A 17160-nucleotide genomic window follows, 5' to 3' on the forward strand; every position below is an offset into this window, starting at 1 on the left:
TCCCCTTATGGGAGAGGGTGGCCCCGGGCGCTTTATCCGGGGGCCGGGAGAGGGCGCTCTTCGCGATCCACTGCCAACAGCCAGCCTTGGGCAACGACAACAGCACGCATCGCTACGCTCGCGCGCCCTCTCCTGCCCGTTGGGCATCCTCTCCCGCAAGGGGAGAGGAGAAAGCAGGCATTGCGTGCACCGTCCTTTCCCCGTAGCTGCGTAAAAGTAAAAACTGGCCACGGGATTGTCTCCTCTCCCCTTATGGGAGAGGGTGGCCCCGGGCGCTTTATCCGGGGGCCGGGAGAGGGCGCTCTTCGCGATCCACTGCCAACAGCCAGCCTTGGGCAACGACAACAGCACGCATCGCTACGCTCGCGCGCCTTTTACTGCCGGTCGGGGATCCTCTTCGGCAAGGGGAGCCGAGAAAGCAGTCGTTGCCCACACCCCCTCACCAGAACCCGTCATCCTCGCGCTCCCTCACCGCCTGCACGCAGTACTCCGCCATCCTGCGGATCAGGTCTTCGGGCAGGGGCTCGTCGTATCGGATCTTGAGCATGTTTTTTGTGGTCTGGCAGGACTCGAGTTCTTCCTTGAACGCCTCCATTGCCGCCGCCATCGGCGCGAAACTTGCGTGGGCCTTGTGCGCCGAGAACGCGAACAGGAATCGCGGTTCCACGAAGAACGGATTGCCCCATTTGATCGCCTCCTGCGCATCAGGCGCGGCCTGCCTGAGCAACGCGTGCAACTGCCGCAGGTGAGGCTGGGCGGCTGGCGGCGCGCTCCGGATGTATTCGGCTATCGTGGCTGCACGCTGGCTTGCCATCATTCACTCCAGGCATGGGATTGGCGCCAGTTTCCCACGACTTGCATCAGGCGTCCTTCCGCAGGCACAGGCACAGGCAAGCAGAGGAACAAAACCGATCCGGATCCCGGCCATCCGGATCGACCTCCACGAAGGCCGGCCGCGTACGGCGATGTGCCCGCGTCCCGTTTCATCTTGCCTGGCCGAGCCTGCTCGACTGCTCCCCTACCCTTGCTACTGTTCCGGCAGGAACGCCAGCAGCTGCGAGATGCGGTATGGCTTGGGCAGGAATTCAACCGTCGCCGGTATGGGCGGCAGCTGCATGCGGGCGTGTCCGGAAACCAGGATCACCCTGGTGGCGGGATGGTTCGCGAGCACCAGCTCGGCCAGCTCGATGCCCGACACGCCACCGGGCATGGTGACGTCGCTGATCACCACGTCGTAAGCCGACTGTTGCAGCAGTGCCACCGCTTCGGGTGCGTCGGCCGCCACCTGCACCTCATGGCCCAGCTCGACCAGGGTGTCGCCGATCAGCGTGCGCAGTTGCGCCTCGTCCTCGACAAACAATATGCAGGCCATGCTCAGTCCTGTATCCGTGGCAGGCACACGTGGATCACCGTGCCTTCGTTTTCCCGGCTCTCGAGTGTCGCGAAGCCGCCGGACTGCGAGGCAAACCCGAACACCTGGCTCAGGCCCAGGCCACTGCCCTTGCCTACTTCCTTGGTGGTGTAGAACGGCTCGATGGCGCGCTCCACCACATCGGCCGGCATGCCGACGCCGTTGTCCGCAACGCCTACGCAGACATAGTCGCGGCTGATTCCATTGGGGTCGTCGGGCGCTGCCCGGTTCGCCAGGTGCGTGGAGATCGAAATCCTGCCGCCGCGCGGCATGGCGTCACGGCTGTTCGCCACCAGGTTCATCATGCTCGCCTCGAACTGCGCGGCATCCACCAGCACCTCGGGCATGTCCGCACCCAGGTCCAGCACGAACTCGACGGTGGGCCCGCAGGTGCGGCGGTACAGCTCGATGGAATGCGACAGCAGGTTGTTGAGGTTGTGGCGCTCGGCCACCAGGTTCTGGCCGCGCGCGAAGCTCAGCAGCTGGCGCGTGAGCAACGCACCGCGGTCGGCCGCGCGCATGGCCGTGTCCACCAGCTGCAGGGTCCGGGCATCGGCGCCCGGGCGCATGGAGATCAGGTCCAGGCTGTTGATCACCACGGTCAGCAGGTTGTTGAAGTCGTGCGCCAGGCCGAAGGTCAGCTTGCCGATCGCCTCGATCTTCTGCGATTGCACCAGCGCCTTCTGCGCATCCTGCAGGCGCAGGCCGGCCTCGTAGCGCTCGGTGATGTCGCGGGTGACCTTGGCGTAGCCCACCAGCTCGCCGTGCTGCCAGATCGGGTCGATGACCACGCTGGCCCGGAAGCGGCTGCCATCCTTGCGCAGGCGCCAGCCTTCGGCTTCGTACTTGCCTTCCCGGCGCGCCGTCTCCAGTCCTTTCATCGGCAGGCCGCGCTCGACGTCTTCGGGTACATAGAACCGGGAAAAATGCTGGCCGACGATTTCGTCGTGCTGGTAACCCTTGATGCGATGGCCGCCCGCATTCCAGCTGCGCACGTGGCCCTCGGGGTCGAGCATGTAGATGGCGTAGTCGGTGACGCTTTGTATCAGCAACGACAGTTGCCGACCCTCGAATACGAGATCGACTTCGGCTGGAATCCTGAACGCTTCGGTCATCAGTGTTCTCGGTGGCGAAATACGGGCCCAGGCGTTACCGGCGAGGAACGGCATCGGGCTGTGCGTGCGCCAGGCCCCGGACACCCTACTCCAGACGGGGTTGGCGTCGTCCTCACGGGCAAGCCCAGGCCGGCGCAAACGCGGGCCACAATATATACGCGAGCCCACCATGCCGCGATCCCGCGACCCCGCGCGCACGGCGACCGTGCCGGGACCGTGCTCGTTCCTCGCGCAATGCAACGCGTGCTAGGCCACGATGCGGTGGTGCTCGTGCATCTCGATGGCGGACTTCAACAGCCCCATATATCCCAGCCCCAGCATCAGCGTGCCGAAGCTCACTTCCTTGATGATGCCGCTGCGGGCCACATAAAGGCCGTACATGCCGATGAGCAGGAACACCAGCGTGGTGGCCGCGATCATCACCAGCGCGAGCTTGCCCTTGCGCGGGTCCTGCCAGATGCGTCTGGAAAAATCGTTCTGGGTTCTGGTGGTGTCCTGCAGCGTCGAGAATCCGATACCCAGCCCGCTGAAGATCAGGGCGTTGTTGGCCGCCGCCCAGAACGTCCCGAAACCGGCGAAGTACGGATAGACCATGTAGCCCAGCGCAACCAGCAGCAGCGGGTATTGCAGGTAGCTGATGATCTGGAACAGTTGCCTGGCCTTGCCCATGCGCTGTGGCTCCCCGCCGTGCGACGTTGCTGATCGCAACATGCTAGCCCAGGACTGGCGTCGGCATCAGGTGCCATGGACGACGCCTGCGCGTACGTGCGTTTCGCAGGGAAATCAACGCCGCATTCAACAGCGCGGACGTCGCGCGCCACGGGAGCGGTTCCAACGGGCGCTGCGAAACCGCGGGGCTCAGTGCGAGTAGAACACCGGCAACGTGGCGTTGAACAACAGCTCGCGGGTCACCCCGCCCAGCGCCCATTCGCGCAGCCGCGAATGGCCGTAGCCGCCGACCACCAGCATGGTGGCGCGCATGTCGCGGGCATGCTGCAGCAGCACCGCCGCAACCCGCCCGCCGCTGGAGCCACGGACCTGCACTTCGGCCCGCACGCCATGCCGGACCAGGTGCGCGGCCACCTCGGCGCCCGGGTTGTCACCATCGCCGCGTTCACCGCCGACCGGATCGACCACCAGCACGTCAACCTGCTCGGCCTGTTTCAGCAAGGGCAGCGCGTCGTGCACGGCGCGTGCACAGCCGCGGCTCGGATGCCAGGCGACCACGATGCGGCGCGGCGGCACCTCGGCCTTGCAGTGCGGCGGGATCACCAGCACCGGGCGCCCGGAGTGCATGAGCATGCCGGCGAAGAAGCCATGGGCCAGGTCGCTTGCGCTGGAATCGCCGGTCACGCCCGCCAGCACCACCAGGTCCGCACGGTGTGCGTGATGGGCAGCCAGCTGCGCAGGGTCGGAGAACAGGGCTTCGACCAGGCGCACGTCATGGGGCACCTCCTCGCCGGCCAGCGTGTCCTGCCAGGCCTTGACGTTGCGCAGGCCCTGCTGGTGCAGCTCGCGGTAGACGTCGGTCATGCCCAGGTCCGGCATCAGCCCATACGGAGTGGTGGGCGGCATGGGCAGGCTCAGCAATTCCAGCACGCTCAACCGGGCCTGGTGCGCCAGGGCGATGTCCAGGGCCACGTTGACGGCGAACTTGTCGCCCTGGTTGCCCATGATGGGAACGACGATGTCCTTGTACATGACCGGCTCCAGGCAGCACGCGGTGGGCGGGCCTTCACTATCCCCCTTGTTGCCGGCCTATGGCCTTGATCTGGATCAAAAAGCGCCGAGCATCCACAGTCCGGGTAAGGCCGCGGCGCCTGCCCGGTACTTGATGCGGGGCTGCATCCGGGGGACCGTGCTGTGCCGGTGCAAGGTGCCCGGGCTACTCGCGCCCCTCCCGCAAGCCCGCGGCAATGCTTTGAACCGGATCGCGGTCCATGCGCTCTGCCCGTCATTCCCGCGAAGGCGGGAACCCAGCGACTTTGCCTTTGTTCCGCAGGACATGGGGCGCATCCGGCAATGCAATTGCGTGTAACGCGGAACGGCAGCGCATCACGCGGGGGCTATCCCGGTTGGACCGCCACGATCACGACGCATAGAAGAAGAATCGCCACGACCACCAGGCCCAGCCCATTGGGACTCAGGAACCCGAAGAACCTGATCTTGCGCGAACGGAACTGGCGCCTGCAGTTGGGACACTGCACCAGCATCGAGACACCCGAAGCGGTGTACATGTTGAAGAACGCCGGCACGCCCCACGAAACCAGCGCAGCCCGCGCGTCGAACTTCGCCGAACAGCCGGTGCAGGTTTCCAGTTCGGTCATGTGCTTTGTCGTGTTGATTGCGCCGGCTCGACGTCGGGCATGGGAGAGAACGAAGCGAGGTAAACCCATCGGCGCGGCAGGCCAAGGAAACTGCGCTGCGCGGAATCTCAGCGGACATGGATTGCTGTCGTCATGTTCCCCTTCGATGATGCTCTGCCTATGGAACCAAGCTTCTCGTATCGGTATGCGCTTGGCACCAGAAGGAAGCTACCACACGTTAAAAGACTGATAGTCGCGCAGCGCACGCTATGTCAGAGACACTGCAAAAACACGAAATGTTGCAGCCGGTCCTGGCGTTGATCTGAATCATGCGGGAGCATCCGTAGCCCGGGTTAGGCTGCAGGCTGCACCCGGGGCACGCGCAATCTCCGTGCAAAGCGCCCCGGGTGCGCTTCGCTTACCCGGGCTACGCTGGCTGCAGGTAACTGATGATCTGGAAAATCTGTTTTACCTTGCCCATGAATCGAAGGCTCCCCGCCGTGCTTCCAAAACGGCTGAAGAATCCTAACGCAAGGCGGGCCTGCACAGGCTGCGGCGAATGAAACCTGCATCAAGCTGGGACGACGTCGCCATAGGTTGGGGTGAACGAAATAAATCCAACCGCCCTCACCTTTCTGCGGCGGCCTAAGCCCCCCTGAAGCCAATGCGTGAAGGTGTATAACAGTTTTTTCACGGATGGTTGCTTAGCGTTATTTCGCCGATAAACATGGAGTCGTTTTATGAGAGTCAAAGTACTTTGGATCGCGGCCTATCTGATGTCTGCCGGCATTGCCATTGCTGTCACGCCCACACCTGCCCTTGCGTACGATCCCTGCCAACGTGCAATAAACGAGTATCAACAGGCAGTGGCCGAGTACAACGAGCGCGTCGCCAGGTGCGCCGAAAGAAATCCTGGCTCCGCATGCAGGCTCGAAAACCACCCCAACATCTACGAGGCCTGGTTGCGCTTGAATGCAGCACGGGCACAAATGAATCGCGAGTGCCATTGATTCAGGCTGCGAGTTGATCCGCCCGCCGAGCGCTCACCTTTCCCAAGATATGCAAATGGCAACCGTATGGTTCGATGCAGCCGGAACGCGGCGGGTCGGGCCCACGCTACAGATCCGAATGGTGATAGCACGCTCAAACTGCCTGATGGTGCCGGACCAACTGGTTTAAAGCGGTTTGAGGTGCATGTAATGGCGTGAATCGAGTGGCGGCGGTGCCGCCACTTTTTCTGTTTGCGCGGGCATCCTCGCAGGCACACGCGATGCAGGGACTACGCGGCTACGGTCTGTGGGCCATTACGATCACGATGCATAGCAGAAGGATCGCCAAACACGCTTCCACCGACTTCACCACCGATTGTTGAGCCGCCACCTCGCGACTCTGACCTGTGGGTTTCTACGCCGACATCACTTCCAACTCCGTGCAGCCCACGCACCCATAACTGTTCCGGAGAAAGCCCTGCACCTGTGACGGGTACTATGTTGACGTCCCCGACCGAGTGGCGTAGCCCGGGTAGCGCGCAGCCACACCCGGGACTTTTCATTGACCCGCCAGAAGCTCCGGGTTTCGCTGCGCTCTACCCAGGCTACGGATGCCTTGGGCACAACAAAAAAGGCCACCTGTAAAGGCGGCCTTTTCCGTTGCAACTGGTGGGCGGTGCAGGGTTCGAACCTGCGACCCTTGCCGTGTGAAGGCAATGCTCTACCACTGAGCTAACCGCCCGAATACGGGTGTTTCGGGCCGCAGATGGTAAAGGTCGGGGCCGTTGCGGTCAATGCGCGCCCTGCTCCACCAGGCAGCAGGCGAGCCCGACCTGCGGGCATCTGCCCTTGTGGGAGGGGCTTCAGCCCCGACGGCTGGGCCAGTGGAGCGTCGGGGCTGAAGCCCCTCCCACAAGAGCCATCACCACCATCGTCCTCAGGCAGACCTAGCGCGACTTGGAATCCCGCAGCGCCCGCACCCGGGCCGGCGGCGCGAACGAATCGCTGCGCGCGTCGGCCCAGAAATCGCGAAACACCGCGTGTTCGGGAATCCCGTCCAGCAGCTCGCCCGGTTCCAGGAAATTGAACAGTGCCCCCAGCGAACGGATTTCCACCGGCGAAATGCGCCGCAGGATGTGCTCCGGGCCCAGCTGCTCCGGATGAGCCAGCCCCGCCGCGCCCAGCAGGTCGCGCAGCGCCTTCAGCGTGTTGTCGTGGTAGCGCTGCACGCGCACAGCCTTGTCGGCCACGTCGAGCTTCTGCCAGCGGCTGGGGTTCTGCGTGGCCACCCCGGTCGGGCACTTGTCGTTGTGGCAGCTCTGCGACTGGATGCAGCCCAGCGCGAACATGTAACCGCGGCCCGCGTTGCACCAGTCCGCACCCATCGCCATGGTCCGCGCGATATCGAAGGCGCTGGTGATGCGCCCCGCCGCGCCGATGCGGATGCGGTCGCGCAGGCCCAGGCCGACCAGCGTGTTGTGGACCAGCATCAGCGCCTCGTGCATGGGCACGCCCACGTGGTCGATGAATTCGGCCGGTGCGGCGCCGGTGCCGCCTTCGGCGCCGTCGACCACGATGTAGTCCGGCAATACCCCCGTTTCCTGCATGGCCTTGGCGATGCCGAACCATTCCCAGGGATGGCCGATGGCCAGCTTGAAGCCGGTCGGCTTGCCGCCGGACAACGTGCGCAGCCGGGCCACGAATTCCAGCAGGCCCTTGGGCGTTGAGAACGCCGAATGCTTTGCCGGCGACACGCAGTCCACGCCCATCGGCACGCCACGGGTGATCGAGATCTCGCGGCTGACCTTCGCCGCCGGCAGCACCCCGCCGTGGCCGGGCTTGGCGCCCTGCGACAGCTTGACCTCGATCATCTTCACCTGCGGCGTGTTGGCGTTGGCGACGAAGCGCTCCTCGCTGAAGCCGCCATCGTCGGCGCGGCAACCGAAGTACCCGGACCCGATCTCCCAGACCAGGTCGCCGCCGGGCTCGCGGTGATAGGGCGAGATCGAGCCTTCGCCGGTGTCATGGTAGAAATTCCCGAGGCGGGCGCCGGCGTTCAGCGCGCGGATGGCGTTGGCCGACAGCGAGCCGAAGCTCATCGCCGAGATGTTGAACACGCTGGCGCTGTAGGGCTGGGCGGTTTCGGCGCCGATGATGATGCGGAAATCGTGGGACGGGATCTCGGTGGGGGCCAGCGAATGGTTCAACCATTCGTAGTCCAGGCTGTAGACGCCCTGCTGGCTGCCGAACGGCACCACGTCGTTGACGCCCTTGGCGCGCTGGTAGACCAGGGCGCGCTGCTGCCGCGAGAACGGCACCTCGGCAGTGTCGCCTTCGATGAAGTACTGGCGCATCTCCGGACCGACCGATTCCAGTCCGTAGCGGAAATGGGCCAGGATCGGATAGTTGCGGCGCAGCGTGCTGCGCCTCTGCAGCAGGTCCCAGGTTCCCAGCGCGGCCAGCGCACCGAACACGCCCACGCCCCACCACCATGCAGGCTGCCGGGCCAGCACCAGCGCAAGCGAGAGGACCGTGAGCACGATGCTCGTTGCATAGGCCAGGTAGCGGAGCATTGCGTTCCTCGGGGTGTTGGAAAGCGAAGTGCGGGCCTGCCGGCAGGACCAGGCAGCCGCCAGCGGCGCGGTTCGACAGGTTAGCGGGTGTCCACAGGCAGGGATAGCCGGAAACAGCCGCGGCTGCACGCCGTGGCCCGGCCCGGCGACGGCGGAGCTCGCGTGTACGCAGGCCGTAGGCCGAGCCTCCGTCAATCCGATTTAACGGACCTTCGGACATAGTTCGCACCAACAAAACACGGACAGGACTATGGCCGAATCGATAAAGGGAAAGCACATCCTGCTGGTGGAGGACGACCAGCTGGTCGCTTTCACCGTGGAGGACATGCTGCTGTATGCCGAAGCAGGCACCGTGACCGTGGCCGAGACCGTGGCCAAGGCCCTGGAGGCGCTGGCCTCCCAGCAGTTCGATGCCGCCATCGTCGACGTCAACCTGCGGGGCGAAGCGTCCTGGCCGGTTGCCACCGAGTTGCGAAGCCAGGGCGTGCCCTACCTCACCGCCACCGGTTATGGCGAGATGGTGCAGCACGACCTGGCCGGCACCCTGCTGTCCAAGCCCTATTCAATGAACCAGCTGCTCACTGCCCTGTCGACATTGTTCGAACCCCAGGCGATCCAACCCGACCAAGCGAGGCAGGCATGAATACCGAAGACGCCGTCGAGAACGAGTCCGACCTGCGCATCTCAACCGGCAACGAGGGACTGGACGACATCCTGGGCGGTGGGCTGGATGCAAACCGCATGTACCTGTACGAGGGACGTCCTGGCTCCGGCAAGACCACGCTGGCGCTTGAATTCCTGCTCGAGGGCGTGCGCCAGGGCGAAACCGTCCTTTACATCACCCTGTCGGAAACCGAGCGCGAACTGAAACTGGTTGCGCGCCGCCATGGCTGGAGCCTGGACGGTATCAACATCTTCGAGCTGGTGCCCCCTGAGACCACGCTGGACCCGGGCCGCGAGATCACCGTCCTGCACCCGGTGGAACTGGAGCTGGGCGAGACCACCAAGCTGATCCTGGACCGGGTCGGCGAGCTCAATCCAAGCCGGGTCATCATCGACAGCCTGTCCGAGCTGCGCCTGCTGGCCCAGAGTTCGTTGCGCTACCGCCGCCAGGTGCTGGCGCTGAAGCACTTCTTCGCCAAGCGCCGCTGCACGGTGGTGCTGCTCGACGACATGACCTCGCAGCAGAACGACCTGCAACTGCACTCGATCTCCCACGGCGTGGTCCTGCTGGAACAACTGGCCATCGATTACGGCGCCGAGCGCCGGCGGGTGCGCGTGGTCAAGATGCGGGGCATCAGCTTCCGCGGAGGCTTCCACGACCTCACCATCCGCAAGGGCGGGCTGGAGATCTATCCCCGCCTCGTCGCATCCGAACACCATCGGCCTTTCATTGGCGACCCGACCCCCAGTGGCAATGCCGAACTGGACAAGCTGCTGGGTGGCGGCCTGGAACGCGGCACCAATGCGCTGCTGATCGGCGCAGCGGGCGTGGGCAAGTCCTCGATGGCGCTTACCTATGCCATAGCCGCGGCAGAGCGTGGCGAGAAAAGCGTGTTCTTCGCCTTCGATGAGGGTCGCGGCACCGTGGAGGCGCGCGCCAAGGCCCTGGGATTGAACCTGACGCCAGCGCTGGAGTCCGGGATGATCCGCTTCCAGCAGATCGACCCTGCCGAGATGTCACCCGGCGAGTTCGCTTCCATTGTTCGCAACAGCGTGCAGCAGGACGGCGCACGGCTGGTCATCATCGACAGCCTCAACGGCTACCTCAACGCCATGCCCGATGGCCGCTTCCTGATCCTGCAGATGCACGAGCTGTTGAGTTTCCTTGCCCAACAGGGCGTGCTGACGATCCTGGTGCTGGCGCAGCACGGCCTGGTCGGCCCGATGGAAACCCCGCTGGACATCAGCTACCTGAGCGATGCGGTGCTGATGCTGCGGTATTTCGAGCATGAAGGCGTCGTGCGCAGGGCACTGTCGGTGGTCAAGAAGCGCAGTGGCGACCATGAACACACGATCCGCGAATTCCGCCTGACCAGGCGTGGCATCGCGCTGGGCCCGCCGCTGCGCGAGTTCAGCGGAATCCTGTCCGGTACCCCCACCTACACCGGCGACAGCAACCCGCTGCTGCAGGACAGCGTGCTGCAGGATGACTGAGCTGTCGGAGGCCCAGCGGGTCCTGGTCTTCGCACCCACCGGGCGTGATGCCCCCGCCACGGCAGATCTGTTGAGGCGGTCCGGCATCGGCGCAGACGTATGTAACGGCTATGAAGACCTGATGGCCGAGTTGCGGGCCGGGGCCGATGTCGCGTTCGTGGCCGAGGAAGCACTGTTCGGCAAGCCGCTGGATCCGCTGGCGGACTGGATCGATCACCAGGAAGCGTGGTCCGACCTGCCCTTTGTCATCCTCACCAGTCGCCATGACGAACCGCGCGTCACGGCGTGGCGGCAGCAACTGGTACGCACGCTGGGCAACGTCGCCCTGCTGGAGCGACCCGTGCAGCCCCTGACCCTGGTCAGCGTGGTGCGGGCTGCCCTGCGCGCGCGCGACCGGCAGATGCAGGTGCGCTCGCTGCTGGGCGCTCGCGACCAGGCCGCCGCGCAGCTCGAGTACCTGGTGGTCCAGCGCACCGCACAATTGCAGCAGGTCAATGCGCAACTGCGCACTGAAATGACCGAGCGGGCGCGCATCGAGGAAAACCTGCGCCACGCCCAGAAGCTGGAAGCCCTGGGCCAGCTCACCGGTGGGGTTGCCCACGACTTCAACAACCTGCTGATGGTGATCACCGCCGGGCTGGACATGATGGAGCGCCCGCAGGAGCCCGCTCGCCGCGAACGCACCCTGCAGGGCATGCGCCATGCCGCCCAGCGCGGCGCCGGCCTGACCCGGCAGTTGCTCGCCTTCTCGCGCAGCCATGCGCTGCGCCCTGAAACGGTCGACCTCTCGCAGCACCTGCATGACATGAAGGAACTGCTGGGTCGCAGCCTCAGCGGCAACATGCAGGTGCACGTGCACATGGCCCCGGACCTGTGGCCGGTGCAGGTTGATCCGGGCGAACTGGAGCTGGTGCTGCTGAACCTGGCGGTGAATGCGCGCGACGCGATGGATGGCGGCGGCGTGATCACGGTCCGCGGTGAAAACGTGGCCAGCCACAATGGCAAGGATTTCGTCAGCCTGGCGGTATCCGACACCGGGTCGGGCATGTCCGATGAGGTCAAGGAACACGTGTTCGAACCGTTCTTCACCACCAAGGACGTGGGCAAGGGATCGGGCCTGGGCCTGGCCCAGGTGTATGGCTTTGCCCAGCAGTCCGGCGGCACCGTGGAAGTGGATTCCGCGCTGGGCCGCGGCACCACCATCACCCTGCTGCTGCCACGCTCGCACAACGCCCTGCCGGGGGCCCAGGCGCCGGGCCTGCCCAGCGGCGAAGTGGTACCCATGCACTCCAGCGGATGCGTGCTGCTGGTCGAGGACGACAGCGAAGTGGCCGCACTGGTCGAGGACATGCTGCGCGACCTGGGCTACCAGGTGATCAGCGCCAGCAGCGCAGCCGCTGCGCTCGGAGCCCTCGCCAACGAAAGGCGGATCGACCTGGTGTTCTCCGACATCATGATGCCCGGCGGCACCAGCGGCATCGAACTGGCGCGCGAAGTACGCGTGCGCCGCCCCGGCCTGCCCATCCTGTTGACCAGCGGCTTCGCCGAACGCAGCCGCAACGATGCGCTGGCGTTGAACATCCCGGTGCTGGCCAAGCCTTACGGCCTGGAAGAGCTGAGGCACGCGATCGCGCAGTTGCCGATCAGGGTTGGCTGAGGGTCCGACGCCGTTGGCATTGGACTTTCTGAAGTCCCGGCCTACGCGGCTCGTACCTGCTACGCGACAGCGATATCCACTGGACTGGTGCCACGCGCTCCTGCGATGGGAGAAGCCTGAGGCAACACCGGCAGCAGCCCTATGTCGCGTCCGCGGCTGCCTGCCGCGGCGCTCGACATGGAAACCAGCGACGTCACGCGTGCTGCCATGGAACCGCGGGACCGCCGATTGCCTGTTGTGCTCTCAGGCAGCCCCAGCGTCCACGCATTGGCCAGCGACTCCCGCTTGCCCACAACCGCCCTGCCGTCGCTGACGGCGCGTAGCAATGCGCCTGGTGCGACCAGCGAGCTTTTGATGATTGCTGTTGGTGCCCTGGCGCGGGAATCCAACCGCGCCACCATCGCCTGTCGCGGACCTTTCCGCCGAACGCGTCGCAACGCGCCTGTGGGGCGAACTGCGGCAAGCGGTTTTTGGTGCCCGGAGCCGGAATCGAACCGCGCCACCACTGCGTATCAGCGACCCTTCCGCAGAACGCGTCGCAACGCGCCTTTGAGGCGAACTGCGGCAAGCGGCTTTTGGTGCCCGGAGCCGGAATCGAACCGGCATGGGGTTGCCCCCGGCAGATTTTAAGTCTGATGCGTCTACCAATTTCGCCACCCGGGCAAGGAGTGCGGCCTGCATTTGCGGGCACGGCCGATGATACGGGCCAACAACAAAAAACGCCCGCGTAAGCGGGCGTTTTCTGGCGAGACACCCAGCGTTGCGGCTGGATGGAGGCCTGGGTCGGAATCGAACCGGCGTACGCGGCTTTGCAGGCCGCTACATGACCACTCTGCCACCAGGCCGGTGACTTGTTGCGCCGAGACTGGCGCAATCACAGGGCGTTTTCAAGCGCCCTACAAAACAAAACCCCGATAACGGGGTTTCGTCTTGAAACTGGAGCGGGAAAAGGGACTCGAACCCTCGACCCCGACCTTGGCAAGGTCGTGCTCTACCAACTGAGCTATTCCCGCGTTGTGAGGGGCGGAATTCTACCGTCCTTACGCGAACTGTCAACAGCTGCTTGTTCATCCTCGCGCAAACTGGGCCACGCAGCGTGCAGATACTGCGCGCCGGACCACAGCGTCAGGATCGCCGCGATGGCCAGCAGCCAGTCGCCGATGATGAAAACCTGCTTGCCCATCCAGATGCCGGTGCCCACCGGCTGGGTGCTGTTGGGCGCGACCGAATACAGCAGGCAGCCCAACGCCACCATCTGCACGATGGTCTTGAACTTGCCGAGCGCCGCCACTTTCACCTTGGCGCGCTGGCCCATTTCCGCCATCCATTCGCGCAACGCCGACACCGCGATCTCGCGGCCGACGATGATCGCGGCCCAGATCGCCATCCAGATGGTGTGGTGGCCCTGCACGATGAGGAACAGCGACACCGCGACCATCAGCTTGTCGGCTACCGGGTCAAGGAACGCGCCGAAGGCCGAGTACTGGTTGTAGCGACGCGCGATCCAGCCATCCAGCCAGTCGGTCAGCGCCGCAGCCACGAATACGAACACCGCGGCGAAGTTGGTCCAGGCATACGGCAGGTAATACACCGCGACCAGCACCGGGATCAGAAGGATCCGGAGCAGGGTCAACCAGGTGGGGATGGTCAACTTCATCGCGTGTCACTCTTTTCCTGCGGCAGGAGGCGCCGCCGTAGGCGCCAGCCCATGCAGGTTAGCGTAGATTCGTTCGGCCAGCGCCGCATTGATACCCTCCACTCGCGCGATCTCGTCAATGCCCGCGGCCTTCAGGCCCACGATTCCGCCGAAATGCTTGAGCAGGCTGGCGCGGCGGCGCGGGCCGATGCCGGCGATGTCCTCGAGCTTGCTGGTCATGCGCGCCTTCTGGCGCTTGCCGCGATGGCCGGTGATGGCGAAACGGTGCGCCTCGTCACGGACCTGCTGGACCAGTTGCAGCGCCGGCGACGCCGCGCCGGGGTTCACTTCCCTGCCATCGGCCAGGATCAGCGTCTCGTGGCCAGCACGGCGCTCCACGCCCTTGGCCACGCCCACGATGACCACGCTGTCGATGCCGAGCTCGGCCAGCGCTGCACGCGCCTGCGTGAGCTGTCCGGCACCTCCATCGATCAGCAGGACCTCGGGCAGCACCCCGCCTTCCTCCACCGCCCGGCGGAAGCGTCGCTCGATGGCCTGGCGCATGGCCGCGTAATCGTCGCCGGGCTCGATGCCGCTGATGTTGTAGCGGCGGTATTGCGAGCGCACCGGCCCGGCGGCGTCGAACACCACGCACGAGGCCACGGTCGCCTCACCCATGGTGTGGCTGATGTCGAAGCACTCGATGCGCCTGGCCGGTTCGGCCATGCCCAGCAGGTCGCGCAAGGATTCGCTGCGCAACTGCTGGGCGTTACGGCTGGACAGCTCGCTGGCCAGGGTGATCTCGGCATTGCGGGTCGCCAGCTGCAGGTAGCCGGCGCGTTCGCCGCGCACGTTCCATTTCAGCTGCACCTTGCGCTCGGCCGCGGCGGAGAGCGCCGATTCGATCAGCGCGGCATCGGGAATCTCGCGGTCCAGCACGATTTCCTGGGGCGGGACCTGCTCGGCGTAGTACTGGGAAACGAAGGCGCCCAGCACTTCGGCCGGGCTGTCTTCGCCATTGGTGCGCGGGAAGAACGAACGCGTGCCCAGGTTGCGGCCGTCGCGGAAGGCCAGCAGCAGCACGCAGGCGCCCGTGCCCTGCATGGCGCAGGCCAGCACGTCCAGGTCGGCGGCGCGGCCGTCCACGTACTGGCGCGAGTGCATGCTTCGCAGCGAGCCCACCAGGTCGCGCAGGCGCGCGGCCTGTTCGAACTCCAGGCGCGCGCTGGCTGCTTCCATCGCGTTGCCCAGTTCACTGGTGAGCTCGTCGCTGCGGCCGTCCAGGAACAACGAGGCGCGGCGCACCGATTCCGAATAGTCCAGTGCGTCCACCAGGCCCACGCAGGGCGCGCTGCAGCGGCCGATCTGGTGCTGCAGGCAGGGCCGCGTGCGGTTGCGGAACACGCTGTCCTCGCAGTTGCGGATCTTGAACAGCTTCTGCATCAGGTTGAGGGTGTCGCGCACCGCCCCCACGCCGGGATAAGGGCCGAAATAGCGGCCGGGCACCGCACGCGGGCCACGGTGCATGGCGATGCGCGGCCACTGCTCGGTGGTGAGCAGCACGTAGGGATAGCTCTTGTCGTCGCGCAGGGACACGTTGAAGCGCGGCGACAGCGACTTGATCAGCTGGTTCTCCAGCAGCAGCGCCTCGCCCTCGGTGCGGGTCACGGTCACGTCCATCCGCGCCACCTGGGCCAGCATGGCGTGGGTGCGCGGGCTCTTGGGGGTATTGCTGAAGTAGCTGGCCACGCGCTTGCGCAGGGCCCCCGCCTTGCCTACATACAACAGGCTTTCATCAGCGGCATACATGCGGTAGACGCCGGGTGCAGTGCTGAGTGCCGCCGCATACGCCTTGCCATCGAATCCACCAGCCACGCGGGAACCTGTCACTCGTCGATCGCGACCCGCGCCAGTTCGCCACTGGCAAGGTCGTAGCGCAACACCGCATGGGCGTCGGTCTCGGCGATCCACACCGCACCGGCGGCGATGGACAACCCGGACACCCCCTGCAGTCGCCGCGGCAGCGGCACGGTCGCCACCTCGCCCCCGCCCAGGCGCAGGGTGCGCAGGGTGCCGTTGCCGGTATCGGCAATCCACAACAGCGGCGAATCCGGACTGAGGGCGATGGCCTGCGGGTTCTGCAGCAGCGCCCTTTCGCGCGGGCCGTCGGCGGTGCCGAAGTCCCACGGGCCCTGCCCGACCAGGGTCTGGACCACGTTGTTGCGCAGCTGCAGCGAGCGCACCGCCGAACCCACGGCATCGCATACGTAGAGCATCTGTTGCACGGCGGCCAGCGCGACCGGCTGGGCGAAGGCGGCCATGGCGCCGCTGCCGTCACGGACATCCAGCTGACCGGAACCGGCGCGGCAGGTCAGTTCCCCGCGGCCCAGCCCGTAGGTCCAGATGCGGTTGTCTCCCGCCAGCGCCAGATGCACTTCGCTGTCGGTGGCGAACACCGCCTGCGGCTGGTTCAGGGCGATGTCGCGGGCGTTGCCCACCACGCCTTCGACGGGTTCGCCGGCACGGCCGTTGCCACAGATGGTATCGACGCGGCCGCTGCGCAACATGATCCGCCGCAGGGCGTGGTTGCCGGTGTCGGCCACGTACAGCATGTCGCGCACCAGGGAGAGCCCGTGCGGGCGCCGGAAGGCGGCCTGCTCCAGGTCACCATCGATGAAATCGGCGGTGCCCATGCCGAACTGGCGAAGCACGCGGCCGCCGTGGTTGCACTCAAGGATGCGGTGGTGGCCGCTGTCGGCGACAAACAGGCGGTCGGCGGTGGCGGCGATACCACTCGGAAAGCGCAGCGGCAGGCGCGGCTCGGGGCTGGTTTCCACCATGACCCGGGCATCGTCGTCGGTCGCCAGCGGCAGGTCTTCGCACAACGCGGCCAGCGGGCGCTCGAGCTCGGCCATGGAGTCCAGGCCCACCACGCGCTCGCGGACCTGGCCGTCGGCATCGATCAGCAGCACGGTCGGCCAGGAATCGATGCCGAAGCGCTGCCAGGCGTGCCAGTCGGGATCATGGGCGATGGGGACAGCCACGCCCTGGCGGCGCAGCTGGCTGAGTACGTGCTGGGGATCGCGCTCGCAGTCGAAGCGCGGCACGTGCACGGCCAGCGGCTGCAGGCGCCCCGGGTAGCGCTTCTGCAACTGGGCGACGTCGCGAAGACGCTGCCAGGACCAGGCCGAGCCGGCATTGACGAAGACCAGCGCCACAACGCGCCCGCGCTGCTCATGCAGCGAGCTGGCGGGTGCGTTGAGCCACTGCACGCTTCTGGGGAATTCGGGAGCGGTCGTTGTTTTTTCCATCAGTG

At 65.7% G+C, this 17160-nt stretch carries 14 protein-coding genes and 4 tRNA genes; 4 read left to right on the forward strand and 14 right to left on the reverse strand.

Annotated elements, in window-relative coordinates; genetic code table 11:
• Window positions 1-439 precede the first annotated feature (439 nt).
• From DT603_RS06825 to DT603_RS06850, 6 genes are all read right to left on the reverse strand, one after another.
• Window positions 440-814, reverse strand: a complete 375-nt coding sequence (locus DT603_RS06825) for an iron chaperone (protein ID WP_162349134.1) — start codon at window positions 812-814, stop codon at window positions 440-442.
• Window positions 815-1027: 213 nt separating this feature from the next.
• On the reverse strand, window positions 1028-1372 hold the full coding sequence (locus tag DT603_RS06830; protein WP_162349135.1) for a response regulator: 345 nt from the start codon (window positions 1370-1372) through the stop codon (window positions 1028-1030).
• Between the two features lie 2 nt (window positions 1373-1374).
• Complete coding sequence (locus DT603_RS06835) at window positions 1375-2526, reverse strand: PAS domain-containing sensor histidine kinase (protein WP_162349136.1); 1152 nt, start codon at window positions 2524-2526, stop codon at window positions 1375-1377.
• Between the two features lie 246 nt (window positions 2527-2772).
• Window positions 2773-3195 (reverse strand): hypothetical protein, encoded by a 423-nt coding sequence (locus tag DT603_RS06840; RefSeq protein WP_162349137.1) that lies wholly within the window; start codon window positions 3193-3195, stop codon window positions 2773-2775.
• A gap of 189 nt (window positions 3196-3384) precedes the next feature.
• Window positions 3385-4227: a universal stress protein gene (locus tag DT603_RS06845; protein ID WP_162349138.1), complete on the reverse strand. Its 843-nt coding sequence runs from the start codon at window positions 4225-4227 to the stop codon at window positions 3385-3387.
• A 365-nt stretch (window positions 4228-4592) separates the two neighbouring features.
• Window positions 4593-4853 (reverse strand): hypothetical protein, encoded by a 261-nt coding sequence (locus tag DT603_RS06850; protein ID WP_162349139.1) that lies wholly within the window; start codon window positions 4851-4853, stop codon window positions 4593-4595.
• Window positions 4854-5572: 719 nt separating this feature from the next.
• Between DT603_RS06850 and DT603_RS06855 the strand changes: the two genes are divergently transcribed.
• Window positions 5573-5842 (forward strand): hypothetical protein, encoded by a 270-nt coding sequence (locus DT603_RS06855; protein ID WP_162349140.1) that lies wholly within the window; start codon window positions 5573-5575, stop codon window positions 5840-5842.
• Window positions 5843-6488: 646 nt separating this feature from the next.
• Here DT603_RS06855 and DT603_RS06860 read toward each other — a convergent pair.
• A tRNA-Val gene (locus tag DT603_RS06860) sits at window positions 6489-6563 on the reverse strand.
• A 205-nt stretch (window positions 6564-6768) separates the two neighbouring features.
• Window positions 6769-8394: an FMN-binding glutamate synthase family protein gene (locus DT603_RS06865; protein WP_162349141.1), complete on the reverse strand. Its 1626-nt coding sequence runs from the start codon at window positions 8392-8394 to the stop codon at window positions 6769-6771.
• A gap of 250 nt (window positions 8395-8644) precedes the next feature.
• On the opposite strand from DT603_RS06865, the gene DT603_RS06870 reads away from it, so the two are divergent.
• From DT603_RS06870 to DT603_RS06880, 3 genes are read left to right on the forward strand one after another with little or no spacing between them, the layout of a single operon-like run.
• Window positions 8645-9037 carry a response regulator gene (locus DT603_RS06870; protein ID WP_162349142.1) on the forward strand — a complete coding sequence of 131 codons (393 nt, stop codon included), beginning with the start codon at window positions 8645-8647 and terminating at the stop codon, window positions 9035-9037.
• The gene (locus DT603_RS06875; protein ID WP_162349143.1) at window positions 9034-10551 is read left to right on the forward strand and encodes an ATPase domain-containing protein; all 1518 of its coding nucleotides are present in this window, start codon (window positions 9034-9036) and stop codon (window positions 10549-10551) included. Before DT603_RS06870 ends, DT603_RS06875 begins: the two co-directional genes overlap by 4 nt.
• Entirely contained in the window at window positions 10544-12208 is a 1665-nt protein-coding gene (locus DT603_RS06880; RefSeq protein WP_162349144.1) for an ATP-binding protein, read from the forward strand. Before DT603_RS06875 ends, DT603_RS06880 begins: the two co-directional genes overlap by 8 nt.
• A 576-nt stretch (window positions 12209-12784) precedes the next feature.
• On the opposite strand, the gene DT603_RS06885 is transcribed toward DT603_RS06880, so the two are convergent.
• The 6 genes from DT603_RS06885 to DT603_RS06910 form a co-directional block, all read right to left on the reverse strand.
• A tRNA-Leu gene (locus tag DT603_RS06885) sits at window positions 12785-12871 on the reverse strand.
• A 108-nt stretch (window positions 12872-12979) separates the two neighbouring features.
• A tRNA-Cys gene (locus DT603_RS06890) sits at window positions 12980-13053 on the reverse strand.
• Between the two features lie 92 nt (window positions 13054-13145).
• Window positions 13146-13221, reverse strand: a tRNA-Gly gene (locus tag DT603_RS06895).
• Window positions 13212-13865: a CDP-diacylglycerol--glycerol-3-phosphate 3-phosphatidyltransferase gene (pgsA, locus tag DT603_RS06900; protein WP_162349145.1), complete on the reverse strand. Its 654-nt coding sequence runs from the start codon at window positions 13863-13865 to the stop codon at window positions 13212-13214. Before pgsA ends, DT603_RS06895 begins: the two co-directional genes overlap by 10 nt.
• A 6-nt stretch (window positions 13866-13871) precedes the next feature.
• A complete protein-coding gene (gene uvrC / locus DT603_RS06905; RefSeq protein ID WP_162349401.1) occupies window positions 13872-15719 on the reverse strand; it encodes an excinuclease ABC subunit UvrC in 1848 nt (615 codons plus the stop codon).
• An 11-nt stretch (window positions 15720-15730) separates the two neighbouring features.
• Window positions 15731-17155, reverse strand: coding sequence for a hypothetical protein (locus DT603_RS06910; RefSeq protein ID WP_162349146.1), 1425 nt, complete (start codon window positions 17153-17155; stop codon window positions 15731-15733).
• Window positions 17156-17160 lie beyond the last annotated feature (5 nt).

The sequence above is a fragment of the Pseudoxanthomonas gei genome, assembly GCF_010119615.1.
GTDB classification, from domain to species: domain Bacteria; phylum Pseudomonadota; class Gammaproteobacteria; order Xanthomonadales; family Xanthomonadaceae; genus Pseudoxanthomonas_A; species Pseudoxanthomonas_A gei.